Source organism: Leifsonia sp. HAY1-4F, from assembly GCF_056755275.1.
Genome location: NZ_JBNDHX010000051.1, coordinates 1 through 26118, shown reverse-complemented (window position 1 = coordinate 26118; position 26118 = coordinate 1). Strand labels below are relative to the sequence as shown.

The 26118-nt window shown below is 69.6% G+C and carries 25 protein-coding genes; 12 read left to right on the top strand and 13 right to left on the bottom strand.

Annotation, left to right across the window (positions count from 1 at the left end; all coding sequences use genetic code 11):
• The first annotated feature begins 150 nt into the window (after positions 1 to 150).
• Positions 151 to 1326: an ABC transporter substrate-binding protein gene (locus ACPYOG_RS11205; RefSeq protein WP_481294308.1), complete on the top strand. Its 1176-nt coding sequence runs from the start codon at positions 151 to 153 to the stop codon at positions 1324 to 1326.
• A gap of 49 nt (positions 1327 to 1375) precedes the next feature.
• Here the strand turns inward: ACPYOG_RS11205 and ACPYOG_RS11200 are convergent, their stop codons facing one another.
• The gene (locus tag ACPYOG_RS11200; protein WP_481294307.1) at positions 1376 to 2314 is read right to left on the bottom strand and encodes an NAD(P)-dependent oxidoreductase; all 939 of its coding nucleotides are present in this window, start codon (positions 2312 to 2314) and stop codon (positions 1376 to 1378) included.
• Between the two features lie 103 nt (positions 2315 to 2417).
• Between ACPYOG_RS11200 and ACPYOG_RS11195 the strand changes: the two genes are divergently transcribed.
• From ACPYOG_RS11195 to ACPYOG_RS11170, 6 genes are all read left to right on the top strand, one after another.
• A complete protein-coding gene (locus ACPYOG_RS11195) occupies positions 2418 to 3479 on the top strand; it encodes a D-2-hydroxyacid dehydrogenase (protein ID WP_481294306.1) in 1062 nt (353 codons plus the stop codon).
• 49 nt (positions 3480 to 3528) lie between these two features.
• Positions 3529 to 4320: an IclR family transcriptional regulator gene (locus ACPYOG_RS11190; RefSeq protein ID WP_481294305.1), complete on the top strand. Its 792-nt coding sequence runs from the start codon at positions 3529 to 3531 to the stop codon at positions 4318 to 4320.
• 108 nt (positions 4321 to 4428) lie between these two features.
• Complete coding sequence (locus tag ACPYOG_RS11185) at positions 4429 to 5214, top strand: SDR family oxidoreductase (protein ID WP_481294304.1); 786 nt, start codon at positions 4429 to 4431, stop codon at positions 5212 to 5214.
• A 19-nt stretch (positions 5215 to 5233) separates the two neighbouring features.
• Positions 5234 to 6280 carry an L-idonate 5-dehydrogenase gene (locus ACPYOG_RS11180; RefSeq protein ID WP_481294303.1) on the top strand — a complete coding sequence of 349 codons (1047 nt, stop codon included), beginning with the start codon at positions 5234 to 5236 and terminating at the stop codon, positions 6278 to 6280.
• Positions 6280 to 7017 (top strand): fumarylacetoacetate hydrolase family protein, encoded by a 738-nt coding sequence (locus tag ACPYOG_RS11175; RefSeq protein WP_481294302.1) that lies wholly within the window; start codon positions 6280 to 6282, stop codon positions 7015 to 7017. The genes ACPYOG_RS11180 and ACPYOG_RS11175 overlap by 1 nt, the downstream gene beginning before the upstream one ends.
• 249 nt (positions 7018 to 7266) lie before the next feature.
• Entirely contained in the window at positions 7267 to 8034 is a 768-nt protein-coding gene (locus ACPYOG_RS11170) for a DUF3761 domain-containing protein (RefSeq protein WP_481294301.1), read from the top strand.
• On the opposite strand, the gene ACPYOG_RS11165 is transcribed toward ACPYOG_RS11170, so the two are convergent.
• From ACPYOG_RS11165 to ACPYOG_RS11150, 4 genes are all read right to left on the bottom strand, one after another.
• A complete protein-coding gene (locus tag ACPYOG_RS11165) occupies positions 8005 to 9945 on the bottom strand; it encodes a heavy metal translocating P-type ATPase (protein WP_481294300.1) in 1941 nt (646 codons plus the stop codon). The two genes, ACPYOG_RS11170 and ACPYOG_RS11165, sit on opposite strands and share 30 nt — an antisense overlap.
• Positions 9942 to 11009: a zinc-dependent alcohol dehydrogenase gene (locus ACPYOG_RS11160; protein ID WP_481294299.1), complete on the bottom strand. Its 1068-nt coding sequence runs from the start codon at positions 11007 to 11009 to the stop codon at positions 9942 to 9944. The genes ACPYOG_RS11165 and ACPYOG_RS11160 overlap by 4 nt, the downstream gene beginning before the upstream one ends.
• Before the next feature lie 147 nt (positions 11010 to 11156).
• The gene (mgtA, locus tag ACPYOG_RS11155) at positions 11157 to 13805 is read right to left on the bottom strand and encodes a magnesium-translocating P-type ATPase (protein ID WP_481294298.1); all 2649 of its coding nucleotides are present in this window, start codon (positions 13803 to 13805) and stop codon (positions 11157 to 11159) included.
• Positions 13802 to 14731: a universal stress protein gene (locus ACPYOG_RS11150; RefSeq protein WP_481294297.1), complete on the bottom strand. Its 930-nt coding sequence runs from the start codon at positions 14729 to 14731 to the stop codon at positions 13802 to 13804. Before ACPYOG_RS11150 ends, mgtA begins: the two co-directional genes overlap by 4 nt.
• A 137-nt stretch (positions 14732 to 14868) precedes the next feature.
• Between ACPYOG_RS11150 and ACPYOG_RS11145 the strand changes: the two genes are divergently transcribed.
• Entirely contained in the window at positions 14869 to 15423 is a 555-nt protein-coding gene (locus ACPYOG_RS11145) for a flavodoxin family protein (protein WP_481294296.1), read from the top strand.
• A 44-nt stretch (positions 15424 to 15467) separates the two neighbouring features.
• Here ACPYOG_RS11145 and ACPYOG_RS11140 read toward each other — a convergent pair whose 3' ends face one another.
• Genes ACPYOG_RS11140 through ACPYOG_RS11130 form a run of 3 tightly spaced genes read right to left on the bottom strand, consistent with a single transcriptional unit; the run spans position 15468 to position 17312 of the window.
• Positions 15468 to 15959, bottom strand: coding sequence for a universal stress protein (locus ACPYOG_RS11140; RefSeq protein ID WP_481294295.1), 492 nt, complete (start codon positions 15957 to 15959; stop codon positions 15468 to 15470).
• A gap of 20 nt (positions 15960 to 15979) precedes the next feature.
• A complete protein-coding gene (locus ACPYOG_RS11135; RefSeq protein WP_481294294.1) occupies positions 15980 to 16399 on the bottom strand; it encodes a pyridoxamine 5'-phosphate oxidase family protein in 420 nt (139 codons plus the stop codon).
• Positions 16386 to 17312 carry a universal stress protein gene (locus tag ACPYOG_RS11130; protein ID WP_481294293.1) on the bottom strand — a complete coding sequence of 309 codons (927 nt, stop codon included), beginning with the start codon at positions 17310 to 17312 and terminating at the stop codon, positions 16386 to 16388. The genes ACPYOG_RS11135 and ACPYOG_RS11130 overlap by 14 nt, the downstream gene beginning before the upstream one ends.
• Positions 17313 to 17480: 168 nt before the next feature.
• On the opposite strand from ACPYOG_RS11130, the gene ACPYOG_RS11125 reads away from it, so the two are divergent.
• Together ACPYOG_RS11125 and ACPYOG_RS11120 are read left to right on the top strand one after the other, a co-directional pair.
• Positions 17481 to 19172: a GAF domain-containing sensor histidine kinase gene (locus ACPYOG_RS11125; RefSeq protein WP_481294292.1), complete on the top strand. Its 1692-nt coding sequence runs from the start codon at positions 17481 to 17483 to the stop codon at positions 19170 to 19172.
• Positions 19169 to 19813: a response regulator gene (locus ACPYOG_RS11120; RefSeq protein ID WP_481294291.1), complete on the top strand. Its 645-nt coding sequence runs from the start codon at positions 19169 to 19171 to the stop codon at positions 19811 to 19813. The genes ACPYOG_RS11125 and ACPYOG_RS11120 overlap by 4 nt, the downstream gene beginning before the upstream one ends.
• On the opposite strand, the gene ACPYOG_RS11115 is transcribed toward ACPYOG_RS11120, so the two are convergent.
• Genes ACPYOG_RS11115 through ACPYOG_RS11105 form a run of 3 tightly spaced genes read right to left on the bottom strand, consistent with a single transcriptional unit; the run spans position 19814 to position 21716 of the window.
• Entirely contained in the window at positions 19814 to 20332 is a 519-nt protein-coding gene (locus ACPYOG_RS11115) for a universal stress protein (RefSeq protein WP_481294290.1), read from the bottom strand.
• A gap of 14 nt (positions 20333 to 20346) precedes the next feature.
• The gene (locus ACPYOG_RS11110; protein ID WP_481294289.1) at positions 20347 to 21234 is read right to left on the bottom strand and encodes a universal stress protein; all 888 of its coding nucleotides are present in this window, start codon (positions 21232 to 21234) and stop codon (positions 20347 to 20349) included.
• A complete protein-coding gene (locus ACPYOG_RS11105; protein WP_481294288.1) occupies positions 21231 to 21716 on the bottom strand; it encodes a pyridoxamine 5'-phosphate oxidase family protein in 486 nt (161 codons plus the stop codon). The genes ACPYOG_RS11110 and ACPYOG_RS11105 overlap by 4 nt, the downstream gene beginning before the upstream one ends.
• Positions 21717 to 21858: 142 nt before the next feature.
• Between ACPYOG_RS11105 and ACPYOG_RS11100 the strand changes: the two genes are divergently transcribed.
• Positions 21859 to 22134 (top strand): DUF5652 family protein, encoded by a 276-nt coding sequence (locus ACPYOG_RS11100; RefSeq protein WP_481294287.1) that lies wholly within the window; start codon positions 21859 to 21861, stop codon positions 22132 to 22134.
• 27 nt (positions 22135 to 22161) lie between these two features.
• Here ACPYOG_RS11100 and ACPYOG_RS11095 read toward each other — a convergent pair whose 3' ends face one another.
• Positions 22162 to 24597 carry a phosphoketolase family protein gene (locus ACPYOG_RS11095; RefSeq protein WP_481294286.1) on the bottom strand — a complete coding sequence of 812 codons (2436 nt, stop codon included), beginning with the start codon at positions 24595 to 24597 and terminating at the stop codon, positions 22162 to 22164.
• Between the two features lie 262 nt (positions 24598 to 24859).
• Here ACPYOG_RS11095 and ACPYOG_RS11090 point away from each other — a divergent pair, with 262 nt between their 5' ends.
• On the top strand, positions 24860 to 25882 hold the full coding sequence (locus ACPYOG_RS11090) for a zinc-dependent alcohol dehydrogenase family protein (RefSeq protein WP_481294285.1): 1023 nt from the start codon (positions 24860 to 24862) through the stop codon (positions 25880 to 25882).
• Here ACPYOG_RS11090 and ACPYOG_RS11085 read toward each other — a convergent pair.
• Positions 25868 to 26118, bottom strand: a 251-nt coding sequence (locus ACPYOG_RS11085; RefSeq protein WP_481294284.1) for a hypothetical protein, incomplete at its 5' end; no start/stop codon positions are given. The genes ACPYOG_RS11090 and ACPYOG_RS11085 overlap by 15 nt on opposite strands.

The window sequence follows — 26118 nt, the reverse complement described above, 5'->3', positions numbered from 1 at the left end:
TCCGTCGTCGGCAGCGTCAGATGTGTATAAGAGACAGCCCCATCCGCGTCGGCACGGGACGAGACAGCGTTATCCAGCACCAGCACGACCCGAACCTGACCCGAGGAGCCGGCACCGTCGCCGGCCACGACACCAAGAGAAGGAACCGACATGATCACCAAGAAACACCGCGCCAGGGCGCTGGCCTTCGCCGCGATCCCCGCCGCAGCAGCCCTCATCCTCACCGGCTGTTCCAGCGCCTCGGTGGGCGCCGGAACCACGTCCACGCCGGCCGCGACGGCCAACGCCTACGCATCGATCATCCCCAGCGGCGACATCGTCGCCGCCTCCAAGAAGCTCGTGGCCGACAGCCTGTCCGCCAGCACCGGCTTCTCGCCCAAGTCGTCCGGCCCCAAGGCGCAGCAGGCGGGCGCCACTGTCGCCTACGTCGGCAGCGACCTGACCAACGGCGGCGTGAACACGGTCGCCGAGGGTGTGAAAGAGGCTGCCGCGGTCATCGGCTGGAAGGTCAACGTGTACGACGGCAAGGCCACGGCGCAGGGACGCACGGATGCGCTGAACCAGGCCATCGCATCCAAGCCGGCAGCCATCGTGCTGGGCGGGTTCGACCCCACCGAGCAGGCCGCGACGATCAAGACCGCGAACGACGCGAAGATCCCGGTCGTCGGCTGGCACGCCGGAGCGAGCACCGGCCCGGGCAACGGGCTGTTCGCGAACGTCTCCACGGACCCGCTCGCGGTCTCGCAGCTGGCGGCGGCGTTCGCGGTCGCCGACTCGAACGGCAAGGCCGGGGTGGCGATCTTCACCGATGGCCAGTACCAGATCGCCGTGGAGAAGGCGAAGGCCATGCAGGCATACATCACGGCATGCTCGGGATGCAGCGTCCTCAGCTACCAGGACTCCCCCATCGCTGACGCCGATCAGCGGATGCCGGGGATCATCTCGAACCTGCTCCAGAAGGACGGCGACAAGCTGACCTACCTCCTCGCCATCAACGGCAACTACTTCGGTGGCGCCCAGCAGGCTCTCCGTGCCGCAGGCAAGGACCCGGCCGGGACGCCCAAGTCGGTGGCTGCGGGAGACGGTGACTCCGCCGAGTTCCAGCGCATCCGCTCGGTCGACTACCAGGCGGCGACCGTCGCCGAGCCGCTCACCATGGAGGGCTGGGAGATCGTCGACGAGGTGAACCGCGCTCTGGCGGGACAGCAGTGGTCCGGATTCGTTCCGGCACCGGGCCTCATCACCAAGCAGAACGTGCCGACCGGCGACGTGTTCGATCCGGCCAGCGGGTACCGCGACGTCTACAAGAAGGTCTGGGGCAAGTGAGTCACGAGAAGGGGAGGCTCGGTCGCCGAGCCTCCCCTTCTCGCTCCGCTCACTCCGCGGGCGCCGCCGTCGCCGCCGGGAGCGATTCGACCCAGGCGCGCGTCACCGCGATGTCCTGGTCGCCGAACCCGGCGGCGGTCAACTCCTCGAACGACTCCCTCAGCGCATCCAGCTGGTGCGTCACCGTCCCGGACTTCCGGGCCTCGTCGGTGGCGAACCTCAGATCCTTGACCATGTACTTCGCAGCACCGGAAGGGCGGTAATCCTTGTCCACGAAACGCGCCTTGCGTGTCTCCAGCACCCGGCTGCCGGCGTACCCACCGGCCAGCAGGTCGAGGAGGGCGCCCACATCGAGCCCGCTGCGCTCGGCGATGACGCACGCTTCGCCCCAGGCGAGCACCGTGGCCGCGACGACCATCTGGTTGCACGCCTTGGCCACCTCACCCGCGCCGAGCGGGCCCAGCAGCACGGGACGCCCGACCGCCTCCAGAACGGGCCTGGCCGTCGCGAAGTCCTCCGGACTCCCGCCGACCATCACCGAGAGGGTGCCGCCGATCGCGCCGTCCTCACCGCCGCTCACAGGGGTGTCGAGTACGCGCACCCTGCCGCTGGAGGTCTCCCGGAGTCTGGCGCCGAGCTCACGCACGCCGTCCGGGGACGACGTCGAGCCGATGCAGAGGACCAGCGGCCCCTCGACGCCGGCGAGCAGCCCGTCCGGGCCGTCGAGGACCGCCTCGGCTTCTGGCAGGTCCGGCAGCATCATCACGATCACATCGGACGCCGACGCGACCTCGCGTGGGGAGTCCGCCCAGTGGGCGCCGGCGGCGATCACGTCGTCGACGCTCTCGCGGCGCCGGGCCGTCACGGTCAGGCTCAGGCCCGAGGCCTCGGCGGCTCGGAGGATGTTGAGAGCCATCGGCCGCCCCATCACCCCGAGACCGATGAATCCCACTCGAAGAGCAACCGGCTGCGCTGTTACGCTCATCATGGGTCCAGCATAACGAACAGGGTTCAACACAATGAATGGAGAAGTCGAGGAGTTCAGCCTCTCGAATTCGCCCTCAACCAGCACCGATACCGAAAGCGACACTGTGATCCAGCCACCTGACCGCACCCTCACCGTCGGGGTGGCCACGCCCCTCAGCGAAGAGCTCTGCCAGTTCATCGAAACCCGCGAGCCGCGCGTCCGCCTGGTGCGGGATCAGTCCCTCCTCGCGCCGATGCGCTGGCCAGGCGATCACGGAGGCGATCCCGCCTTCGTACGCAGCCCGCGCCAGCAGTCGGCCTTCGAAGCGATCCTGGACTCGGCCGACGCCCTCTACGGCATCCCGGACGAGTCTCCCGCCGCTCTCGCCCGCACGGTGTCGGCCAACACGCAGCTGCGCTGGGTGCACACGATGGCCGCGGGCGGCGGCGGCCAGGTGAAGGCCGCGCGCCTCAGCGATGCCGACCTCGCCCGGCTCGTCCTGACGAGCTCGGCCGGCGTGCACGCCCGTTCGCTGGCGGAGTTCGCCGTCTTCGGCGTCCTCGCCGGCGCCAAGGACCTGCCGCGGCTGCGCGCCCTCAAGGACGCCCGCGAGTGGAGCGACCGCTGGACGATGGGTCAGGTCAGCGAGCAGACCATCCTCGTCGTCGGACTGGGAAGCATCGGCCGCGCGACGGCGCAGGCTCTCGACGCGCTCGGCGCGACGGTGTGGGGCACGAGCCGCGCGGACGAGCCCGTGAAGCACGTTCAGCGCATCGTCCATCCCTCCCGTCTGGCCGAGGTGGCCGGCGAGGTCGACGCGATCGTCGTGACCCTGCCCGGGACCGATGCCACCGAGAAGCTCGTGAGCGAGGAGGTGCTCGCCCGGCTCTCAGCCGGCACGACCTTCGTGAGCATCGGGCGCGGAACCGTCATCGACCAGGATGCGCTCGTCTCCGCTCTGCAGGACGGCCGGGTCGGCTTCGCCGCGCTCGACGTCTTCGCCGTCGAGCCGCTCCCCGCCGACAGCGCGCTCTGGCAGCTGCCCAACGTCGTGATCAGCCCGCACACCGCAGCGCTCACCTCGGCCGAGGACCGGCTCATCGCCGAGCTCTTCGCCGACAACGCGACCCGGTTGCTCGACGGCCGGCGCGTCCGGAACCTCATCAACAAGCGGGAGTTCTACTAACCATGACACGTGCCACTACGCTCGTGCTGGCAGCGAAGGAGGTCGGCGGATGACGACCGATGCCCTCAGCGACCGGGGTCCGGCGCCGGCGGTGACGCGCGCTGTCGCGATCCTCGGGCTCCTGGCGGATGCGCATGGTTCACCGCTGAGCTTGAGCGAGATCGCGCGAGCGCTCGGGATCGCCAAGTCGTCCACCTCCAATCTCTGCGTCGCGCTGGAAGACGGCGACATGATCCAGCGCACGGATGGCGGCTACACGCTCGGTCGCCGCAATCTGGAACTCGGCGGTGCGTTCCTGCGGTCGTTCGATCAGGTGCGCGAGTTCTACAAGCTGTGCGCGGAGTCTCCTGTGCTCAGCCACGAACTCCTCCAGCTGGCGGTGCTCGACGGAACCAACGTTCTGTATCTCGCCCGGCATGAGGGACGCGCCCCGTTGCGGCTCTCTGCGACGATCGGCGACCGGTTCCCTGCCGCACCGACCGCCATCGGGAACGCCTTGCTCGCGAATCTCGAACCGGAGGAGGTGGCCGAGCGCTTCTCGCACGTCAGCGAGTGGCCGCGGCTGACCGAGAAGTCCGTCCAGACCCTCGATGCGCTGCAGGCCAAGCTCGCGGCGACGAGGGAGCGCGGATACAGTCTGGACGAAGGCGAAGTGTTCCCGAGCGTGGTGGGAATCGCCATGCCGATCCCCCCGCGGTCGAGCGGCGACGTGCCGATGGCGATGGGCGCCTCCATGTTCCGCACGGATGACTCCGCGGACCATCGCGACCGCGTCGTCGAGGCGCTGCGCTCGGCGGTCGAGCGGCTCTCGAACCCGATGGTGCTCACCAGCGATCGCTGATCGAGTTCAGCCCGCTGTCCAATATGATGGACAGCGTTCAGCATAGTGATACCTTGTCCGTGATGCCGGAACGGGAGTCGGTCCGGCTGCGAGCATGAAGGAGCGCCCATGCCGGACCACGTGAACCCCCACCGGCTGTTCGACATCCGAGGAAAGACGGCACTCGTCACCGGATCGAGCCGGGGCATCGGAAAGGCCCTGGCCGAAGGGCTGAGCGCTGCGGGCGCCCGGGTCGTCATCCATGGACGGGATGCGGACGTCGCGCGATCCACCGCCGCCGAACTCCGTGAACGGCACGACGCAGACGTGCACGTGGTCACCTTCGATGTGACCGACCCCCGGCAGGTCGCCGAGGGCATCGACGAGATCGAACGCGACGTCGCGCCCATCGACATCCTCGTAAACAACGCCGGCATCCAGCGCAGGGCGCCATTCCTGGACTTCCCCGTCGAGGACTGGAACGCCATCCTCGCGTCGAACCTGACCAGCGCCTTCCTGGTCGGGCAGCGCGTCGCGCGCGGAATGGCCGCGCGGGGTGGCGGCAAGATCGTGAACATCGGCTCCGTGCAGAGCCAGCTCGGCCGGCCGGGGATCGCACCATACGCGGCCTCCAAAGGCGGCATCGTCATGCTCACGCGCGGGATGTGCGCCGACTTGGCCGGCTCCGGCATCCAGGTGAACGCGCTCGCCCCCGGCTACTTCGCCACCGAGCTGACCAAGGCCCTGGTCGACGACGAGGCGTTCAGCGCCTGGGTCCGTGGACGCACCCCCGCAGGCCGCTGGGGTTCCGTCGACGAACTGGTGGGAACGCTGCTGTATCTGGTCTCCCCGGCGTCCGACTTCGTGAGCGGACAGATCATCTACGTCGACGGCGGCATGACCGCGGTCGTCTGACCCACCGAAAGGCACTCCCATGAAGGCACTCGTCGCCCACGGCGCCGGTGATCTGCGCATCGAAGAGCGCACCCCGCAGAGCCCGGGACCGGACCAGGTCCTGATCCGGATGACGCACGGCGGCATCTGCGGTTCGGACCTCCACTATTACAAGGAGGGCCGCGTCGGGTCCTTCGCGATCACCGAGCCGCTGGTGCTCGGCCACGAGGTCGCCGGTCGCGTGGTGCAGGACGGCAGAGCCGAAACCGACCCGGCGGCGGCGCTGGCCCCGGGGACGGCGGTGACGCTGCATCCTGCGACCTACGACCGGGGCAACCGGGAGTTCGACCCGCTGCGGCCGACGATCAGCCCGGGCGCTCGGTATCTCGGCAGCGCGGCGACGCATCCCCACACGCAGGGGGGCTTCTCGGAGCTGTTCACAGCACGCGCCGACCAGGTGCGCGTGCTGCCCGGGACGCTGCCGCTCGAACGCGGCGTGCTTGCCGAACCCCTGGCCGTCGGCCTGCACGGACTCTCCCGTGCCGGTGGCGTGGCGGGCAAGAAGGTGCTGATCAGTGGATCCGGTCCCATCGGGCTGCTCGCCTTGCGCGCAGCCGTGCGGCTGGGCGCATGGGAGGTGTGGGCCTCGGATGTGCTCGAACGCCCGCTCGCTCTCGCCACGCGGCTCGGCGCCGCCGGAACGTTCGCCCTGCGCTCGGAGCCGGTCACCGAACGCGCCTTCGACGTCGTGATCGAGGCGGCCGGCGTCCCGGCGGCCGTCACGTCCGCCATCCGGGCTGTGGCGAGCGGAGGTGTCGTGGTGCAGATCGGCATGGTGCCCGCCACCCCGGAGCCGTACGCCCTCTCGGAGCTGGTCAGCCGCGAGATCGACCTGCGCGGTGCCTTCCGGTTCGACACCGAGATCGACACGGCCATCCGGATGCTGACGGACGACCCGCTCTTCGACCTGGTCGTCACGCACACGTTCCCGGCCGACGAGGCGATCGCCGCCTTCGAAACCGCCTCCGACCCGGCCGTCTCGAGCAAAGTCGTGCTGCGCCTCTGGGGCGCCGGCCAGGACGACTGATGCGGATCGCGCGACTCCGCACCGACGACGGGCCGCGATCGGTCATCCACACGGGCGAGGCCTGGGCCGGCATCGAGGATCCGTTCGCGCCGAACCTCGTCTACACCGGAGAAATCTACGCCGTCGAAGGCGTCGAGCTGCTGGCGCCGTGGGAACCGACGGTGGTCGTCGGCATCTCGCACAACAAGGGCGCCAACGACCATCGCCTCCCGATCCAGGCCTTCCTCAAGTCGTCCCGCACGGTCGCGGGCCCCGGCGACGAGGTCCCCTACCGCGACGGCATCGGAACGGTGAACATGGAGGGCGAGCTGGCGATCGTCATCGGGACGCGCTGCAGCCGGCTTACCCGGGACGACGCGATGGATGCCGTCTTCGGCTACTCCATCGTGAACGATGTCACGAACGCCGGACAGGTGCACGTGGACGAGAAGTTCAGCCAGGTGAAGAACGGCACCAACTACACACCGATCGGCCCCTGGATCGAAACGGAGCTGCACCACCCTGGCGACCGCGACATCCACATGGCGGTGAACGGCACCGAGCAGCTCGTGTCCTCGACGGCCCTCCTGCCGTCGTCCCTGATCGACGTGCTCGTGTACGTCAGTGCGTGGATGGAGCTCGGCCCGGGCGACGTCATCCTCACCGGAGCCCCCGGCACCTCGATCCCCGTCCGGCCGGGCGACCGCGTCGCGATCACCATCGACGGGATCGGGACGCTCGAGAACGCCGTCTGCTGAGCCCTGCCTCCCGGGTGCCCCGCCCCCGCCTGTGCGGCTGTCTTCCGTAAGTGCGGCTGTTCGGAACGTCTGCTGGTGCTCGCCGCACCGCACACGTTCCGTACGTGCGCACTCGTCCCCACAACTGGGGCAGGACCGCGGGTTGCCGAACCAACAAACTGAGGTGTCGTCACTTACCCGAGGAGCACCATGACCACGCCGCCGCCGACCGATCGGAAGAGTAGCGTCGGTCCACTTCGAAAAGTGCCCGTGACGACCTGGATCGGCATCGGCTGCACCGCTCTTCTGGCCCTGATCGGGCTGGCGTCGGGTGGCGTCTGGATGATGATCTTCCTCGCTGCCCTCGTCGTGCTCCCGACCGCCATCTACGGATGGGCGTTCCGCCGGCCCACCTGGCTCAGGCTGCCTCGCAAACGTGCCGTCGGGGGTATCGGCGCGGCGATCGCCTTCGTCATTCTGCTCGGCTCCTCCGGGGCGTACGGCGCCACTCATCCTGAAACGTCCACACCGGCGAGCGTGACACACGGCGTCGTCTCTTCATCGACGCCGACCCCGTCTCCTACCCCAACGCCCGTCATCACCACCAAGGTCGTCGCCGAGACCGCCGTCATCCCGTTCACGTCCACGACCGTCGACAGCGCGACGGTGCCGCAGGGCACCTCTGAGGTCACGACCGCCGGCGCGAACGGCGTGGAGACGAAGACGTATCTCGTCACCTACTCGGACGGCGTCGAGACGACCAGGGTGCTGCAGAGCGACGTCGTCACCACTCCGCCCGTCGCGCAGGTGACGACCGTCGGCACGTACGTCGCCCCTCCTCCCCCTCCTGCACCGGCTGCTCCGACGTGCACGAACGGAACCTACGTGAACAGTGCCGGCAACACCGTCTGCAGACCGGAGACGTCAGCGGGCGCACCCCCGGGTGCCACAGCCAAGTGCAACGACGGGACCTACAGCTTCAGCCAGACGCGACGGGGAACCTGCTCCTCACACGGCGGAGTGGCCGAATGGCTCTGAGCGCTGCGCACTGATCGCCGACGTGTCCTGATCTCTCCGGGGGCTGTGGACGCCCGAGCCGACGGCAGCGCGGAGCGCAGCGAGGATCGTGGCCAGATCCACCACCTCTTGCAGGAGCGCGCCGGCGATGGCGGGAATGACGCCGAAAGCAGCGACGCCCATGAGCAGTACCGAGGCTGCGATGCCGAGCCAGATGCTCTGCAGGGCGATGGCGACCGTGCGTCGTGCGATCGCCACCGCATCCACCAGCTTGCCGATGTCGTCGACGAGGATGACGAGATCCGCCGACTCGCTCGCTGCCGTGGCTCCTTTCGCCCCCATCGCGACACCGACATCCGCGCTGGCGAGCACGGGAGCGTCGTTCACCCCGTCGCCCACCATGACCACGGGGCGCTCGGCGATGGATGCAACACGGGCGACCTTGTCCGAGGGCAGGCACTCCGCCTGAAAGCGCGTGATGCCCAGCTCCCGCGCGACGCCGGCCGCAGTCTCCTCCGCATCGCCGGTGAGGAGCTCGATGTTCGGAACACCGAGATCGCCCAGGGCACGAAGCGTCGCTGCGGCGTTCCTCCGGGGAGGGTCGCGCTCGATGAGCGCACCCGCGGGGGCCCCGTCCACGGCGACATATACGGCGAGTTCGCCAGGTTCGATGCGTTCACGGACGGCGGCTGGGGCCAGCGAACGGACGAACGAGAGTTTGCCGACGGCCACCGTACGGTCGCCGACGCGCGCGAGCACACCATCCGTGGCGCGCTCCTCAGCTGAGCTGACTGCGCGAAGAGGCAGCGAGCGCTCGGAAGCGGCGCGGACCACCGAAGAGGCGAGGACGTGGGAAGAGTACTGTTCAGCGCTGGCGGCCAGAGCCAGCACGTCATCGGGGTCGAACCCCGCTGCCGGTCGCACCTCCTGCAGCACCGGAGCGCCGGTGGTCAGAGTCCCCGTCTTGTCGAAGACGACCGTACGCGCGCGGGCAAGGGTCTCGAAGACACCACCGCTTCGCACGATGAGCCCGGATCGCGCCGCGCGGCTCATCCCGCCGATGAAGGCGACAGGCGCCGCGATGAGCAGCGGGCACGGTGTCGCGAGCACGAGGACCTCTGCGAACCGGACCGGGTCCCCGCTCACCAACCACGCGGCGCCGGCCAAGGCCAGCGCGAAGGCGGTGAACGGAATCGCGAACTGGTCGGCGAGCCGGACCACGCGGGCCTTGCTCCGCGACGCTGTGGCCGCGAGGGCGACGATCTGCTGGTACTGACTGTCGACGGCGAGCTGGGTCGCCCGGACACGGACGGCTGCGGTGCCGTTCACGCTGCCGCTCAGCACCTGGTCCTCCTGCCGCTTCTCCGCCGGCATGCTCTCGCCGGTGATGGATGACACATCGAACGCCGCGTGCGGGGTGAGCAGGATGGAGTCCACCGGAACGACCTCGGCCGGCCGGACGAGCAGCACATCGCCGACCCGTACCTCCTCGATCGGGATGTCCTGCACTGCACCGCTTCCCGCATCCTCGAACCGGTGGGCCGAACGCGGCTCGCGCTGGAGCAGGGCGTCGAGGTCGCGCCGTGCGCGCCGGTTCGCGTAGTCCTCGAGGGCTTCTCCACCGGCGAGCATCAGCACGACGATGAGCGCCGCGGCCACCTCGCCGACCAGGACCGTCGCGGCGATCGCCACGACGGCGAGCAGATCCACCCCGAGCCCACCGGCCCGCAGCGTTCTCAACATGCGGACGGCGTAACCGATCGCGACGACGAGGGCGAACCCGCCGGCCAGCCAGGTCGCGATGCCGGACTCGCCGACGAGCGCCGAGACCGCGGAGGCGGCGCCCACGAGAAGCGTGAGCGCCACCAACCAGTACCGGGTCAGCAGTCGGACAGGGCGCGTCCAGACCGTGCGGCGTGCAGGAGCCGTCATCCGGCGGACGTCCCCGCTGCGGTCTCTGAGGCCGCCTCCACCGGCAACCCGGAATCATAGGTGAACACCAGCCGGGCGGGCACGTCGCCGGCGAGAACCTCGGCGACGGCGTCATTGACATCGGCGAGGTCCCGGCGGGCGGCGACGACGCGGGTCCGGCCGGCGGCATGCAACTCGAACACCTCGACGAGGTCCTGGCGCGTCCCGACGATGGAGCCGATGATCGAGATGCCCTTGAGCACCGTGTCGAAGACGGGGACGGTCAGAGTGCCGTCGGCGGGAAGCGACACGAGCACGAGCCGTCCGCCACGGTTGAGCGAGCGGAACGCCTGATCGAAGACCGCCGGGGCGACAGCCAGGACGATGGCGACGTCGGCTCCGCCGAGATGCTGGATGGCCTGGACCGGGTCGACCTCGGCCGCGTTGACCGCATGATCGGCGCCGAGCTCGATGGCGAGCTCCAGCTTCTCCTCGGTGATGTCGACGGCGACGACCTGTGCGCCGACCAGCCGTGCATACTGCACGGCGAGGTGGCCGAGACCGCCGATGCCGAACACGGCGACGCGCTCACCCGGTACGACCTTCGCGTTCTTCACGGCCGCGTACGTGGTGACTCCCGCGCAGGTGAGCGGTGCGGCGTCGAGCGGGCTGACGCCGTCGGGCACGGGTGTGGCGAAGCGCGCATCGGCGAGCATGTACTCCGCATACCCGCCGTCGAACGAGTACCCGGTGTTCTGCTGCCGCTCGCGCAGGTTCTCGCGGCCGTCGATGCAGTAACGGCACTCTCCGCACGCGGAGCCGAGCCACGGAAGGGCGACACGCTGGCCGACTTCACGGCTCGTGACTCCCTCGCCCAGACGCTCCACGATGCCGACCCCTTCGTGGCCGGGCACGAAGGGCAGTCCGGGCTGCACCGGCCAGTCGCCGCCGATGGCGTGGATGTCGGTGTGGCACAGACCGCACGCCTCCAGGCGGACCAGGACCTGGCCAGGACCGGGGGACGGAATGGGTCGGTTCTCGAGGGTGAGCGGCTCGTGGTAACGGCTCACGACGGCTGCGCGCATGGACGGCTCCTTTCGGTTGCCGCCAGTCTCGGCCTCGAGAGGGGCACGGTGCGGGCCGAAGGTCCCGCGCCGGCACGGGCAGGATGAAGCGATCCGGGCGCAGGTCCAAACGGCGGACGGCCCAGGCGCCCGGGTTCGGCGAGACGGTCAGCGTGGCCGTTGCCGCACAGAGCGCGGCGACCGCGCCGTGAACCGGGACGCCCGCCGTGCGACTCGGTGCCCGTAGGCGCGCCGCCGCTCCAGCACGGGGGTCGGCCGCACCAGGCGGGCGTAGTACCAGGCTTTCGCGGCCTCCACCAGCAGCAGATATGCCAGCACCATCCCGGCCAGCGCCAGCAGGAACGGCGCCGGGAGGGGCGTGAACCCGAGCAGCCCGGCGAGCGGCGAGTACGGCAGCCACGTGCCGACGGCCACGACGGCGAGCACCGACACGGTCAGAGGGAGAGAGGCCCTGCTGCGCAGGAAGGGGACGCGGCGGGTGCGGACGGCGAACACGATCATGGTCTGGGTTGCGATCGACTCGATGAACCACCCCGAGCGGAACTCGGGCGGCGCGGCGTGCAGGGCGAACAGCATGAGCCCGAAGGTGGCGAAGTCGAACAGGGAGCTGATCGGCCCGAACAGCAGCATGAAGCGGCGGATCGCGCCGATGTCCCAGTGCGCGGGCATCCGCAGCTGCTCCGCGTCGACGTGGTCGGAGGGGATGGCCAGCTGGCTGGAGTCGTACAGCAGGTTGTTCAGCAGGATCTGACCCGGCAGCATCGGCAGGAACGGGAGGACGATGGAGGCGATGGAGGCGCTGAACATGTTGCCGAAGTTGCTGGAGGTCCCCATCAGGACGTATTTGATGGTGTTGGCGAAGATCCGGCGGCCTTCGGTGACCCCGTCGGCGAGCACGCCGAGGTCCTTCTCGAGCAGCAGTACGTCGGCGGCGTCCTTCGCGACATCCACGGCTGAGTCGACCGAGATGCCGACGTCGGCGCTGTGCAGCGCGAGCGCGTCGTTGACGCCGTCACCGAGGAATGCGACCGCGCGGCCCTTCCTGCGGAGCGCTTTGACGATGCGGGCCTTCTGCTCGGGCGAGACACGCGCGAAGACCGACGCTGTGCGTGCTGCCTCGATCAGGTCCGGGTCGCTCAGAACATCCACGGCGTCGCCCGTCAGAGTCCCCCGGGTCTTCATGCCGAGCTGCGCGCACACCCGCTCCGCCACGACGGCGCCATCCCCCGTGGCGATCTTGACCTCGACTCCCAGCTCGGAGAGCCGGCGCAGCGATTCCCGGGCCTCGGGCTTGACGGCGTCCGCGAAGGCCAGGAACCCCTGGAGGACGAGCCCCCGCTCAGCATCGTCGTCGACGGACGTCGCCCCGGCCGCCGAACGCGAGGCGACAGCTACCACGCGGGCCCCCTCGTCGTAGAGGCGGGCGAGTACGGACGCGGCATCGTCCGTCGTGCCGACGCACAGCGGAAGCACCGACTCCGGCGCCCCCTTGACCGTGACGACCGACTCCGCCCCGGCGGCCTGAACGAGCGCTGTGCACCGGCGGCGCTCGTGGTCGAACGGCCGAACGCCCAGGCGGCGATAGGCCGCGAGCGGTGCGGACGATGCTCCCGGCGCCTGCCGAAGCGCCTCGTCCAGCGGGTTCGCGCCGATCTCGTCGGCTCCGGCCGGATCGGTATCGGTGGCGAGAAGTCCGGAGAGAAGAACGTCTTCCGCTCGTGCCGAGCCCACCGGGGCAGCGCGGTCGAACGCGATCCGGCCGGTCGTCAGCGTTCCGGTCTTGTCCGTCACCAGGAGGTCGAGGTCCCCGAGGTCCTCGATGCAGACCATCCGCTTCACTAGTACCCGCCGGCGTGCCAGGGTCCTCGACCCCTCGGCCAGACTCGTGCTCACCACGGCCGGCAACAGCTGCGGAGTGATCCCGACGGCGATGGCGAGGGAGAACAACAGCGACTCGATCAGCGGGCGGCCCAGGAGCAGAGCGGCGGCGAAGATGATGGAAGTGAGGATGAGCGCGACGACCAGCAGGAAGATCGAGAATCTCCCGAGGCCCCGCTGGAACTCGGTCTGCGGCTGCGCTTCGGCCAGCCCGACGGCGATCCTGCCGAACTCCGTTTCGCCCGCGGTCGCCACCACGACGCCCATGCCCCCGCCCGTGTGCACTACGGTCCCCATCAGGGCACAGCACGCGAGGTCACCGATGCCGGCGCCGTCAGGCACCGGCATCGTCGTCTTGCCGGCGGCTTCGGCCTCGCCGGTCACGATGCTCTCGTCGCAGGCGAGACCCGACGCCTCGATGAGCCGCAGGTCGGCGGGCACCACCGTTCCCACCGCGAGGACGACGAGGTCCCCCGGCACCAGTTCGGTCACGTCCACGCTTCGCCGACGGCTGTCTCGGACGACGACCACCGTGTGGCGGAGCCGGTCGTGCAGGGCGTCCGCGGCACGCTCGGCGCGGAACTCGTTCACGAATCCCAGGCCGACCCTCACCAGCAGTATGATCGCGATGATCGATGCCTCCACCCCTTGACCGACGAACGCGGACACCACGGCGGTGACGAACAGCAGCACGAGGATCGGACTGCGTACCTGTCGCAGCAGGACGAGGCCCGGCCGCGCGCGATGCCCGCGCACCGCATTCGGGCCGATCCGCGCCAAGCGCGCTGCGGCCTCCTGATCCGTCAGTCCGGTGCTGGATGTTCCCAGCGACACCAGAACATCGGTGCTCGCGCGCGCGCTCGCGTCGCGTACCGGGCTCCTCGCGCTGCCACCGGAAGTGGCAGGAGCGTCGATCACCGGTCGGCCGGCTGAGCGGATCGAGGAGAGCGGCCGCGCACCACCACGACAGGTGTCCGCACGTTGAGGAGCACGTCATGCCCCACGGAGCCGAGCATCATGCGCCGGGCCCCGTGGCGGTCATGGGTGCCGATCACGAGCATCCGTGAACCAGCGGCCTCTGCCACCAGCCCCCGAGCCGGTGAGGTCTCCACCACCTCCGTGAAGACGGTCAGTCGAGGATGCGCAGCCCCCACCCCCTGTGCTGCGGCCTCCACGATGCGCTCTCGTCGGTCGTCGAGCGAGATCTCGGGCACCAGGCCCGCGAGCAGTGGGTTGGCGATGTAGCCCGCGCAGACGATCGTCAGCGACTCCCCCAGCAGGTTCGCCTCGTCGGCGGCGAACGCCACCGCGGGCTCGGCCGGCAGTTCGCCGTCCACGCCGACGACCACGCCCCGACCGCTCGCCTGCCAGCCATGAGGGATCGCGGCGACGCTGCATCCTGCTACGGCGGCGACGCGGACAGCGATGGAACCGGCGAACGCTTGCCGGCGGTCCGCCTCCGACGGCGTCCCGATCACCATGAGGTCGGCGTCGGCCGACGCCGCGGCGAGCTCGCGACCGACGTGGCCGAACAGCAGCCGGGTGCCCACTTCGATGTCGGGCGCCTGCGTGCGCAGGCTCCCCGGCTCGGTGCTCGGCGCGCTCCGGCGATCCAGCACCGAGCGTGCGCGACGGACGGCGATCCGCCCCTCGGCCGCCAGCAGAGACCTCCCGGCCCGTTCGAGAAGCCGAGCCGGCTGCTCGCCGCTGTCGCTCCACGATCGCTCGATCACGTGGACCAGCTCGAGACGTGCGCCGTCGCGGGCGGCACGCTCTGCCGCCCAGTCCAGGGCGGCCCGATGACCGGGCTCGCCGTCCACCGCGACCATGATGGTGTACGACATCGGGACCTCCATACTCGAAAGCGTGAACACGGCAAGCCTCGCTCGGCCCGGACCATCGTCGTAGTGCCGAAGGTCCCCTGCGGGAGTAGTGACCTTCGGCCCTGTGCGCCCGGCCGGCGGTCGGTCACAGTCGTGGGATGAATGAGACAGAACCTGTCGCCCGCGCGACGATCGTCTACGAGTCCATGTTCGGCAGCACCCGGCGCATCGCAGAAGCGATCGCCGATGGGCTGAGACCGACCGCATCCGTGACGGTGCTCGCGGTGAAAGACGCCCCGGAGTCGATCGTCGACGCCGACCTCCTGATCGCCGGAGCACCGACCCATGCCCACGGCCTCAGCCGTCCGGCCTCCCGGACCGAGGCCGGCAGGTGGGCGGATGACGCCGCCCGCCACCTCACCCTGGAGCCGGATGCCGAGGGGCTCGGGATGCGGGAATGGCTGGAGACGTGCGGGCAGGTGCCTTCCCTGTTCGCCGCGTTCGACACCCGTGCCGACATGACAGAGCTCTTCACCGGATCGGCCGCATCCCGCATCGAGAAGAGGCTCCGGCGCCTCGGCACGCACCCCCTTCTCCCCAAGGAGAGCTTCCTGGTCGACAAGGAGAGCGCGCTGCTGGCGGGGGAACTCGACCGCGCCCGCGCGTGGGGCCCGACCATCGCCGGCGCACTCCGGATGCCGCTGCCGCGCTGACACGGGCACGCTTCGCTGCGGGGGGGCGGGGGCGTCGGGCGGCCTCAGATCCGGCCGGCGCCCTCCGCACCGTGGATCACGAGCACCGGACAGTCCGCGTGCTCCACGCTCGACCGGGACACCGATCCCAGCAGCAGTCCGGTGAATCCACCCAGCCCGCGACTTCCGACGATCAGCATTTCGGCACCCTCCGACTCGGCGATGAGCTGCCGCGCCGGGGACCCATTGCGGATGACGATGGAGTACCAGGGCGGCGCCGTCGACCCGAACACCTCACGGGACGCCTGCTCCGCGATCGCGTGCGCGTCCGCCTCCGGCGACCAGCCCTCCATGACGTAGCCGGGCCACGACTGCGGGAACTCCCACACGGTCACGCCGACCAGCGCACAGCCGAGACGCTCGGCGATGCGGGCGCCGCGGCGCAACGCGGAGAGCGAGGATGCCGAGCCGTCCACGCCGACGACGATCCGTCCTCCCGGATGGATCCGGTCCTCCAGCTCGGCGACAGCGGACTCGGTCTGGTCGTTGCCGGACATGGGAGGTGCCTCTCCCTGGGTCACCAGCGCTCCGGCTCGGGCAGACGACGGAACCGCCGACCGCTCAGGCCTTCGACCTCGATGGTGATGTAGCGGTACTTCAGGGTCGGGATCCAGGGCTGAAGAGGGGCGCGATCCGCTTCGTCGATCTCGGCCTGGTGATCCAGCTGGCGGGCATGGCCGTGCGCGATGACGCTCCAGGCCTCCTCGTCGGTGTACCCGTCCGTCTCGAAGGCCACGGAACTGTGCACCGTCAACTCGAGCAGCTTGGTTCCGGGGGCTGTACGGATCAGGATGGTGTCCCCGTCCGAGAAGTAGTTCACCGGGAAGATGTCCGGCTCGCCCCCCGCGGCGGTCGCCAGGCGTCCGAGCACGCCCCGCTTCAACAGTTCCCGGCATTCGGCTCGGTTCAGCTCCTGCACCGGCTCATCCGACGACATGGCTCTCTCCTTCCGGCAGGTGCGCAGCTGCTTGGCCTGCCTCCGGCAGGCTCGGCACCGGCGCGTGGACGACGATGGTCGGCGACGACACATTGAGCAGGACGTCGTACGCCACCGAACCGAGGCTGCCCGGCCGCGGCTCTTCTCGGCGCGAATCCCCGACCACGAGGAGTTCCGCCGCGCGGGCCACCTCGTTGAGGGCGGTTCCCGGTGTCCGGCGCACGACGCGGCTGCGGATGGTGATTCCCGGCTGGCGGTGGCGGGCTCGCGCCACAGCGGCTGCGAGAAGGCCACGTGTCTCGTCGTCGCGCCGCAGCTGCCAGTCGCGCCGCTCGTCATCGCGATCCAGCTCGACAGGAATAGCGAGGCTGGACGAGCGGACGGCGACGAGCTCGCAGTGGTGGTCGCAGGCCAGGTCCGCCGCGAGGTCGAGAGCAGCGAAGCCGGCCGGAGTGTCGTCGACACCCACCACCACACCCCGCCGCAGTCGCGACTCCGTCTCGGGGACGATCGCCACCGGCCCGACAGCCAGGTTGGCGAGCTGCAGGCTGCGCGAGCCGAACGCCCGGCCGTAGTGGAACCCGGTCTTGTGCGTGCCGACGACGAGCATGGTCTCGGGGTTGCTGTACGAGGCCAGGACAACCATCGGGCTCCCTGACCGGAGTTCGCCGGAGATGGGAACGGTGGGAGAGGCGGTGGATCGGGCGCTCGCAAGCTCCTCGTCGAGCCGTCTCCTGGCCCCGGCATCCACTTCGTCGATCAGCTGCGAGCCGACCGCTCCCCATTCGTCGTCCGCCACATGCACCAGCGTCACCCTGGCCGAGCGCTCGCGTGCGTGCGCGATCGCCCAGCGGAGGGCGGCCCGTGCGGGCACCGATCCGTCTACTCCGACGACGAACTCCCGGATGTTCATGAGTACCTCCGCTTGCAGTCTCGCCGGGCGCCGGTCCGAGTCGAAGGGTCCTAGGTCCCGCGGGACCTGATCCCTCCCGGGATGTCACCCGCTTCGCCGAGAGTAGAATCGCCGCCAAGCCGCTCGTAGCCGGCTGTCACCTCGACGGGGCGCGACAGGGAGGGCGTGATGGAGGCGGATGAGCCGATCACCTTCCCGGACGCACCTCGGGCAGAACTCGACGACGCCCTCGCACAACTGCTGGAGCAGGCCCACCGGGTGCTTCAGACGCAAGGCCGCCTGCGCACGTTGGTGGCCGCGAACCGGGCGGTGGTCTCCCACCTCGATCTGCCGACCGTGCTGCGCACCATCGCCGAGGCCGCCGTCGATCTGGTCGGTGCCCGTTATGGAGCGCTCGGCGTCATCGCCGAGGGCGGAGGGCTGGAGCAGTTCGTCCATGTCGGGATGGCCCCTGACGATGTGGAACGCATCGGGCACCTGCCGGAAGGCCACGGTCTGCTCGGCGCACTGATCGATGACCCGCGGCCGATCCGCATCGAGTCGATCTCCAGCGACCCCCGCTCGGCCGGTTTTCCTCCGGGCCATCCAGCCATGACGGCGTTCCTCGGCGTCCCGATCACCGTCCGCGACACCGTGTACGGCAATCTCTACCTGACCGACCCCGAATCAGGCGGCTTCAGCGAGGACGACGAACAGTTGGTGAAGGCGCTGGCAGCCACCGCCGGCTTCGCCATCGACAACGCCCGGCTGTACGCCGAGTCGTCCGCACGGCAGGCGTGGACGGCGGCCGCTGCCGAGCTCACGGCGTCCGTACTCGGCGGCGAGTCCCCTGACGCTCTCGGTGAGCTGATCGCTCGTGTCTCCGCCCTGATGGGAACGGAAGCCGTCTTCGTCGTGGAGTTGGATCCGGTTCACCGTTCGGCGAGCGTCACCGCCGTAGCCGAGAACGGTCGAGCACTGGCCGAGAGAGTGATCGCCGTGGACCAGGTCCGCAGTGCGCTCGAGGGGGAGCAGCCGCTGCGACTCGATGCGCTGCCGATCATGCCGGGTGAAGCCGGATGGAGGGCTGGGCCGGCCCTGGTCGCTCCCTTCGCCGTGGCCGACGACCGGCCGGCCGCGCTGGTGGCTGTGCGCGAGGCCGGCTCGGCGGGGTTCACCTCCTCCGAGCTGGAGCGTGCGACTGCGCTGGCCCGGCAGGCCTCCCTCGCGCTCGAGCTCGCCACCGCCCGCGCCGACCGCCAGCGCGCCCTCCTGCTGGAGGAGCGTGCGCGCATCGCCCGCGACCTCCACGACCATGTCATCCAGCAGCTCTTCGGCGCCGGAATCGAACTGCAGAGCATCGAGTCCGCACTCGGGCCGGGAGCGCTTGCCGACCGGGTGGATGGAGCGGTCGCGTCCATCGATCAGGCCATCGCGGAGATCCGCACAGCCATCTTCGCGCTGTCCCACCAGAGCGTCAGCGGCGGGAGCCTGCGTCATCGCGTTCTGGACATCGTGCATGAGGTCGGCAGCAGCCTCCCGGAGCCGGCGACGGTCTCCTTCTCCGGGCCGGTGGATGTCGTATCGGAGCCGGGGCTCGCCGACGACATCGCCGCCTTCGTCCGCGAGGGCCTGACCAATGTCGTCCGTCACGCCGGCGCTGCCTCGGCCTCCGTGTCCGTGTCGGCATCCGCCGACGAGATCACTGTCACCGTCGTCGACGACGGTCACGGCATCGGAGACACCACCCGGCGGAGCGGCCTCGCCAACCTCGACGTCCGGGCGCACAGCAGGGGCGGTGCGCTGCAGGTGGACTCGGGTTCCGGCGGAACGCGGCTGCGCCTCCAGCTCCCGGTACCGGCAACGAGAGGAACGGCATGACGGCGAGGAGCATCCGCGTCTTCCTGGCGGACGATCATGAGATCGTCCGGCGGGGCCTGGTGGCCCTGATCGATGCGCAGGAAGACCTGGAGGTCGTCGGAGAGGCGGCGAACGCCGCCCAGGCTCGAGCGCGCATCCTCGCCGTCCGGCCGGACGTCGCGGTGCTGGACGTCCGGCTTCCCGATGGCAGCGGCATCGATGTCTGCCGGCGGATCAAGCAGGAGGAGCCGGGCATCCGGTGCCTGATGCTGACCGCCTACGACGATGAGGACGCGCTGCGCGCCGCCGTCATCGCGGGCGCCGACGGGTACGTGATCAAAGACATCCGCGGCAGCTCTCTGCTCGACGACATCCGGGCTGCCGCTCACGGCAAGCGGCTGATCGACCCTCGCGTCGCCTCCCGGGTCGCCTCCCAATTGCGAGAACCCTCGGACGACCCGCGGTTCGCTTCGCTCGGCCTGCGGGAGCGGCAAGTGCTCGCCCTCATCGCCGACGGCTTCACCAACCGCCAGATCGGCGAGCGGCTGGGGCTCGCCGAGAAGACGGTGAAGAACTACGTCAGCTCACTCCTCGCCAAGCTGGGCCTCGAGCGCCGCACCCAGGCCGCCGTGCTGCAGCTCGAGCACCGCGGCCGACGCTGATCAGCTGACCGGCTTGCGGGGTGCGCGGGCGCTCACTGAAGTCGTGCGCGTCGAGTTCGCGTCCTGGCGGGGACGCGCTGTCTCCGGGCGGACGACCAGGACCAGGCAGGGCGCCTGACTGGCGCAATAGAGGCTGACCGAGCCCAGGAACGGCGACGCCAGTCCGCTCAGCCCTCGGCTGCCGACGACCAGCATCTCCGCGTCTTGCGCTGCTGCGATCAGTACCGTGCCGGCGTGCCCGAACGCGGCATTCAGGTGCACCCACTCCGGTGCCTGGTCGCCGAACTCGTCATGGAGGAGCTCCTCCAGCGTGGCGTAAGCCTCCACCTTGGGTGTGCGTCCCGGCTCCGGGAAGTACGCGTCGTACATGGACGTCGAGTGCTGCCAGGCCATCACGACCTCCAGCCGGGTCCCGAGGGCCTCTGCGAGCTTCGCGGCCTGGTGCAGTGCACGGCGTGATTCCTCCGAGCCGTCGACACCACAGACGATGTGCGGCGATACCGACTTCGACGCTTGCATAACGCGTTCCTCCTTCACACCTCGTCCGAACCGTCGCCGGGGACCACGAACGAGTACTCCTTCGACGTCACCAGCACCGGACAGGGCAGATCGAGCAGCAGGTCGTGACTGACCGAGCCGAGCATCGCTGCCGCGAAGCGTCCCCGGCCCCGAGTGCCCACGACGACCAGAGCCGCACCCCGGCCGCGCTCGATGAGAGCCGTGGCGGGGTTCCGGCGCACGGTGCTCGGCGTGATGGATGCTTCTCGGGCGATCGGGACATCGTCGATGGCCTCGGGGATCACCTCCTGCTCCTTGCGGAGGAAGTCCTTGTCCAGTGTCTGCCCCTCGTCGAGGGCGCGCTGAAAGACCTCGGGCACATCCCAGGCGTGAACCGCTTCGATGCCCGCTCCCAGCCAGTTGGCTTCGGTGACGGCAAGCGCCAGGGCCGAGCGCGCGAAAGTCGACCGGTCGATTCCGACGACGACGGCGTTCCGCTCGGGTGGCTCAGTGTCCGGGATGACGGCGACGGTGCACTCCGCTTTCGCTGCGACACGCAGCGGAAGCGAACCGATGCGCGCACCCGTCCCGTCCGTCCGCCGGTCTGTCCCGACGGCCAGCAGCGATGCGCCCTCCGCTGCCCGGAGAAGCGCTCCGGCCGGCGGCCCATCGACCCATCGGAACCGGGCCGAGATGCCGGGTACGAGGACCTTCACATGGGCTTGCGCATGGCGCAGTTCTGCCTCCACTGTCGTCGACAGGTCCGCGTGCGGTCCCAGCACGGCGGCGCCCAGCCGCGTGTCGAGTGCCGTGACGACATCCAGCGTCCCGCCCCGGGTGCCCACTCGGAGCGCAGCCCAGTCCAGCGCCCGCCAGGCGGACGCTGTTCCGTCGAAGCCGACGATCGTCCTGCCGTCGCTCATCCGGGTTGTCCCGCGCGTCCGGTGACGGTGTCCAGCCGGATTCTGTAGATGACGGCCGACGACCCGGGCCGGCCGACCTCTTCGCCTGCCGTAGGCGTGCGTGGGATGTCGAGCGTACGCAGCATTCCGATCTGGGCGCCGGGGTGCTCCTTGCCGGACTCGGTGAAGATGGGGCGGAAGCGGTCGAGCAGGAGGTCCAAGCCCTCGCGTGCCTCCGCTCCGAGCAACTGCTCGAACCGCCCCCACGCGATCACGCTGCGCCACTGATCGATGCTGGACACGTCGTCCACCTCGAAACACACCTCGGGATGCGCGCGGAGAGCGTTCAGCTTGCGCCCCTGGGCGGTGTGGGCGTAGATATCCCCGTCGCGGTATACGTACGGGATCGGAACGACATAGGGCGTCGAGTCGTCGATCATGCCGAGACGGCCGACGATCTGGTCCGCCAGGACGTCGTCGATCTCATCACGGGTCAGTTCCATCAGCATTCGCGCTCCTCACCTCGGTTGTCATGTCGAGCCTGCCCCGGATCTCGGCCACCCGTTAGGACCTTCGGCCTTTCGCACCGCACCAGGTGGAGGCTTAGGTAGAGACATGAGAGCGAAGAACGAAAGAGGCCGCACCATGCCGTTCCGCGAACTCCCACCTGCGGGCCGAGCCCTGATCGGCGCGGCCGTCGCGTGGAGCCTGGCCTGGAAGGGCGCGTCGCTCTGGCGCGCCGCACGCAACGAGAGCAAGCCGTGGTTCGTCGCCCTCCTGCTCTCCAACACCCTCGGCATCCTCGACGCCATCTATCTCTTCGGGGTCGACCGCGCCCGTCGCAGCGAGCACCGCGCGGAACGCGCCATCCTCGCCGTCACAGGCGAGCGGGAACAACTCGGGCACTCCACCGAGACGTAACCCCCAGGGCGATGTTGACTCGTCTGGTCAGACGTTGTCGGCTCCGGTGGTGTCGAGGCGGCTCGCGCGCGTACCTCCTCCCCAGCGCCATTCGGCCACCTCGGGAATGTCCTCGCCGTGGTCACGCGTGTATTGCCGGGCTCGCAGCCGCGCGTCCTCCAGCTCTTGCCGGAACCGGGCTTCGCGGGCGGCGAGCCCAGGGACGCGATCGAGCACGTCGATCGCCAGGCGGTAGCGGTCGAGATCGTTGAGCATCACCATGTCGAAGGGCGTCGTGGTGGTGCCTTCCTCCCGGTAGCCGTGCACGTGCAGGTTGTCATGGCCCGCACGGCGATAGGTGAGCCGATGGATCAGCCAGGGATACCCGTGGTAGGCGAAGATGACCGGCTTGTCGGTCGTGAACAGGGCGTCGTAGCCGGCGTCCTCGAGTCCGTGGGGATGCTGGTCCGCGCTCTCGAGCCGCATGAGGTCGACCACGTTGACGACCCGCACCTTCAGTTCGGGCAACCGTGACCGCAGGATGTCCGCCGCTGCGAGCACTTCGAGAGTGGGGATGTCGCCAGCGCAGCCGAGGACCACATCCGGCTCCTCACCGTCCACTTCCGTGCCCGCCCACTCCAGGATGCCGATGCCACGTGTGCAGTGCTCCACCGCGTCCTCGATGGAGAGCCAGTTCGGCGCCGGCTGCTTCCCGGCGACGACGACGTTCACGTAGCCGGTGGTGCGGAGGCAGTGATCGTACGTGGACAGCAGCGTGTTGGCGTCGAACGGCAGGTAGACGCGGACGACATCCGCCTTCTTGTTCGCCACGTGGTCGATGAACCCCGGGTCCTGGTGCGAGGCGCCGTTGTGGTCCTGGCGCCAGACGTGCGAGCTCAGCAGGTAGTTGAGGGAGGAAACCGGCGCACGCCAGGGAATCCGCCGCGCCGAGTTGAGCCACTTCGCGTGCTGATTGAACATCGAGTCGACGATGTGGATGAACGCCTCGTACGAGTTGAACACGCCGTGACGCCCCGACAGCAGGTATCCCTCCAGCCAGCCCTGGCACTGATGCTCGCTCAGCATCTCCATGACGCGGCCGCTCGGGGTCAGGTGATTGTCCTCATCGATCGGCCAGTACTCGGCGTTCCACTGCTTTCCGGTGACCTCGTAGACCGCTTGCAACCGGTTGGATGCCGTCTCGTCCGGCCCGAACAGCCGGAACGTGTGGGGGTTGGCCCGCATGACGTCGCGGAAGAACGTCCCTAGTACGGCCGTCGCCTCGGCGACCGTCTCCCCCGGCGACGGCACGTCCACCGCGTACTCCCGGAAGTCGGGGAGGCGCAGTTCCGTGCGCAGGCGGCCGCCGTTCGCGGCGGGGTTCGCGCTCATCCGTCGCGGGCCGTCCGGCGCCAGCGCAGTGATGAGGCCGACCGGCGCGCCGTCGTCGTCGAACAGCTCGTCGGGGCGGTAGGAGCGCATCCAGCTCTCCAGGAGTCGCGTGTGCTCCGGGGTGTCCCTCGCATTGGAGAGCGGCACCTGATGAGAGCGCCAGTTCCCCTCGGCGGGATGCCCGTCGATCACCGGCGGGCAGGTCCACCCTTTCGGAGTGCGCAGGATGAGCATGGGCCAGGCGGGCCGTCCGCTGAGGTCGCCGGAGGCTGCGGCGCTCTTGATGGCCGCGATCTCATCCAGGATCCGGTCGAGCTCGATCGCCATCCGTCGGTGCACCGCCCGCGGATCCTCGCCGTCGAAACCGCCGGAGACGAGATGCGGCGTGTAGCCGTAGCCGCGCATCAGCGACAGCAGCTCCTCCTCGGGGATGCGGGCGAGAACCGTCGGATTCGCGATCTTGTACCCGTTGAGATGCAGGATCGGGAGTACCACGCCGTCCGTGAGCGGGTTGAGGAACTTGTTCGAGTGCCAGGACGTGGCGAGCGGACCGGTCTCCGCCTCGCCGTCTCCGACGACAGCTGCCACGAGAAGATCGGGATTGTCCAGTGCCGCACCGTAGGCGTGCGAGAGCGCATACCCGAGCTCACCGCCTTCGTGGATGGAGCCCGGCGTCTCCGGCGCCGCGTGACTGGGGATGCCGCCGGGGAACGAGAACTGGCGGAACAGCCGGCGCATCCCGTCCTCATCGCGGCCGATGCGCCCGTAGAGCTCGCTGTAGGTCCCGTCGAGGTAGGCGCAGGCGACGACGCCCGGACCGCCATGGCCCGGGCCGGCGACGAAGAGCGTGTCGAGGTCGCGTTCGCGGATGACCCGGTTGAGGTGGGCGTAGACGAAATTCAGTCCCGGCGTGGTGCCCCAGTGACCCAGCAGACGGGGTTTGATGTGCTCCGGCCGCAGCGGCTCGCGCAGGAGCGGGTTGTCCAGCAGATAGATCTGACCGACCGAGAGATAGTTCGCCGCACGCCACCACGCGTCGACCCGGTCGATGACGTCCTCGGACACGCCGGCGCCTGTCTCGCTCGCGACCACCCTGATCTCCCTCCGGTCACCGAATGCCTCAACGCCTCGACAGTGCCAAGGTCTCCCGTCCTCGTCTAGGGCCCTTCGTCCCGCCGACGCACCGACGCGGAGCTCCAGAGGGGGACGAGCTACAGGGGTGCCCTCCCAATACACCTCTCATCAGGGTCTCCCTCGCGGTCGCCGAAAGGGCTTGGCTGGGATGTCGTGACGGATTCCGGATCGGATACTGGTGCGGCCGGAACCGTCACCCTGAACCGGAAGGAACACCTACATGCGTGGAGTGGTCATGTACGCCCCCCGGGATGTCCGCGTCGAAGAGCGCGACGACCCGGCCATCGAGGAGCCGACCGATGCGGTCATCCGGGTCACCGCGGCCTGCATCTGCGGCTCCGACCTGTGGCCGTATCGTGGCACCGACGCGGTGACCCGGCCGACGCCGATGGGTCACGAGTACGTCGGCGTCGTCGAGCAGATCGGCGACGAGGTGAAGGAGCTCTCCGTCGGCGACATCGTCGTCGGCTCCTTCTTCGCCTCCGACAACACCTGTGAGATCTGCCGGGCCGGGTACCAGTCCCGCTGCGTCCACGCCGTCCCGATGGGCGCGATCGGGACGCAGGCCGAGAAGCTGCGGGTCCCGCTCGCCGACGGCACACTCGTCGTGGTCCCCGGCACCCCGACGGACGCCCAGCTGCGCGGTCTGCTCGCGGCCTCGGATGTGCTCGGCACCGCCTGGTTCGCCGCCGTCGCGGCCGAGGCCGCTCCCGGGAAGACCGTCGCGGTCGTCGGGGACGGTGCGGTCGGCCTCCTCGGCATCCTCGCCGCCAGGCAGCTGGGCGCGGAGCGCATCATCGCGATGAGCCGCCACGCGGACCGCCAAGCCCTCGCGCGATACTTCGGCGCCACCGATGTCGTGGAGGAGCGCGGCGACGACGGCGTCGCGAAGGTGAAGGAGCTCACGCACGGGCTCGGCGCGCATTCGGTGATCGAGGCGGTCGGGACGCAGGAGCCGATGATGCAGGCCATCCGGTCCACCCGCCCTGGTGGCCACCTCAGCTACGTCGGCGTCTCCCACGACGTCGAACTGCCCGGCGAGGAGCTGTTCTTCTCCGGAGTCCACCTGCACGGCGGTCCCGCCCCCGTCCGCCGGTTCCTGCCCGAGCTGATCCGGCTCATCATGGCCGACGAGATCGACCCGGGAGCGGTGTTCGATCTGACCCTCCCGCTGGAGGAGGCGGCCGAAGGCTACCGGGCGATGGATGAGCGGCGCGCCACCAAGGTCCTACTCACCCTCTGAGGCCGAACGCCCGCCGTCGGGCCGACCGCTCACCGTCACGAACCGGCCGGAGCAGTTCGTGTGTGCGGCGTTGTGGAACGTCTGCGGTTGCTCGCCGAGCCGCAGACGTTCCGTACAGGCGCAGTCGCGCCCGCGACGGCGAGGGCGGCGACGACAGGGTGAGACGACGCGGCGGCCGTCGGTCAGCGGAGCTGAACGACTGTCTCTTATACACATCTGACGCTGCCGACGACGGA

Coding starts and splice junctions, on each gene's coding strand:
- ACPYOG_RS11205 (WP_481294308.1), top strand. CDS start 151: ATGATCACCAAGAAACACCGCGCCAGGGCGCTGGCCTTCGCCGCGATC.
- ACPYOG_RS11200 (WP_481294307.1), bottom strand. CDS start 2,314: ATGATGAGCGTAACAGCGCAGCCGGTTGCTCTTCGAGTGGGATTCATC.
- ACPYOG_RS11190 (WP_481294305.1), top strand. CDS start 3,529: ATGACGACCGATGCCCTCAGCGACCGGGGTCCGGCGCCGGCGGTGACG.
- ACPYOG_RS11185 (WP_481294304.1), top strand. CDS start 4,429: ATGCCGGACCACGTGAACCCCCACCGGCTGTTCGACATCCGAGGAAAG.
- ACPYOG_RS11180 (WP_481294303.1), top strand. CDS start 5,234: ATGAAGGCACTCGTCGCCCACGGCGCCGGTGATCTGCGCATCGAAGAG.
- ACPYOG_RS11175 (WP_481294302.1), top strand. CDS start 6,280: ATGCGGATCGCGCGACTCCGCACCGACGACGGGCCGCGATCGGTCATC.
- ACPYOG_RS11165 (WP_481294300.1), bottom strand. CDS start 9,945: ATGACGGCTCCTGCACGCCGCACGGTCTGGACGCGCCCTGTCCGACTG.
- ACPYOG_RS11160 (WP_481294299.1), bottom strand. CDS start 11,009: ATGCGCGCAGCCGTCGTGAGCCGTTACCACGAGCCGCTCACCCTCGAG.
- ACPYOG_RS11150 (WP_481294297.1), bottom strand. CDS start 14,731: ATGTCGTACACCATCATGGTCGCGGTGGACGGCGAGCCCGGTCATCGG.
- ACPYOG_RS11145 (WP_481294296.1), top strand. CDS start 14,869: ATGAATGAGACAGAACCTGTCGCCCGCGCGACGATCGTCTACGAGTCC.
- ACPYOG_RS11140 (WP_481294295.1), bottom strand. CDS start 15,959: ATGTCCGGCAACGACCAGACCGAGTCCGCTGTCGCCGAGCTGGAGGAC.
- ACPYOG_RS11135 (WP_481294294.1), bottom strand. CDS start 16,399: ATGTCGTCGGATGAGCCGGTGCAGGAGCTGAACCGAGCCGAATGCCGG.
- ACPYOG_RS11130 (WP_481294293.1), bottom strand. CDS start 17,312: ATGAACATCCGGGAGTTCGTCGTCGGAGTAGACGGATCGGTGCCCGCA.
- ACPYOG_RS11125 (WP_481294292.1), top strand. CDS start 17,481: ATGGAGGCGGATGAGCCGATCACCTTCCCGGACGCACCTCGGGCAGAA.
- ACPYOG_RS11120 (WP_481294291.1), top strand. CDS start 19,169: ATGACGGCGAGGAGCATCCGCGTCTTCCTGGCGGACGATCATGAGATC.
- ACPYOG_RS11115 (WP_481294290.1), bottom strand. CDS start 20,332: ATGCAAGCGTCGAAGTCGGTATCGCCGCACATCGTCTGTGGTGTCGAC.
- ACPYOG_RS11110 (WP_481294289.1), bottom strand. CDS start 21,234: ATGAGCGACGGCAGGACGATCGTCGGCTTCGACGGAACAGCGTCCGCC.
- ACPYOG_RS11105 (WP_481294288.1), bottom strand. CDS start 21,716: ATGGAACTGACCCGTGATGAGATCGACGACGTCCTGGCGGACCAGATC.
- ACPYOG_RS11100 (WP_481294287.1), top strand. CDS start 21,859: ATGCCGTTCCGCGAACTCCCACCTGCGGGCCGAGCCCTGATCGGCGCG.
- ACPYOG_RS11090 (WP_481294285.1), top strand. CDS start 24,860: ATGCGTGGAGTGGTCATGTACGCCCCCCGGGATGTCCGCGTCGAAGAG.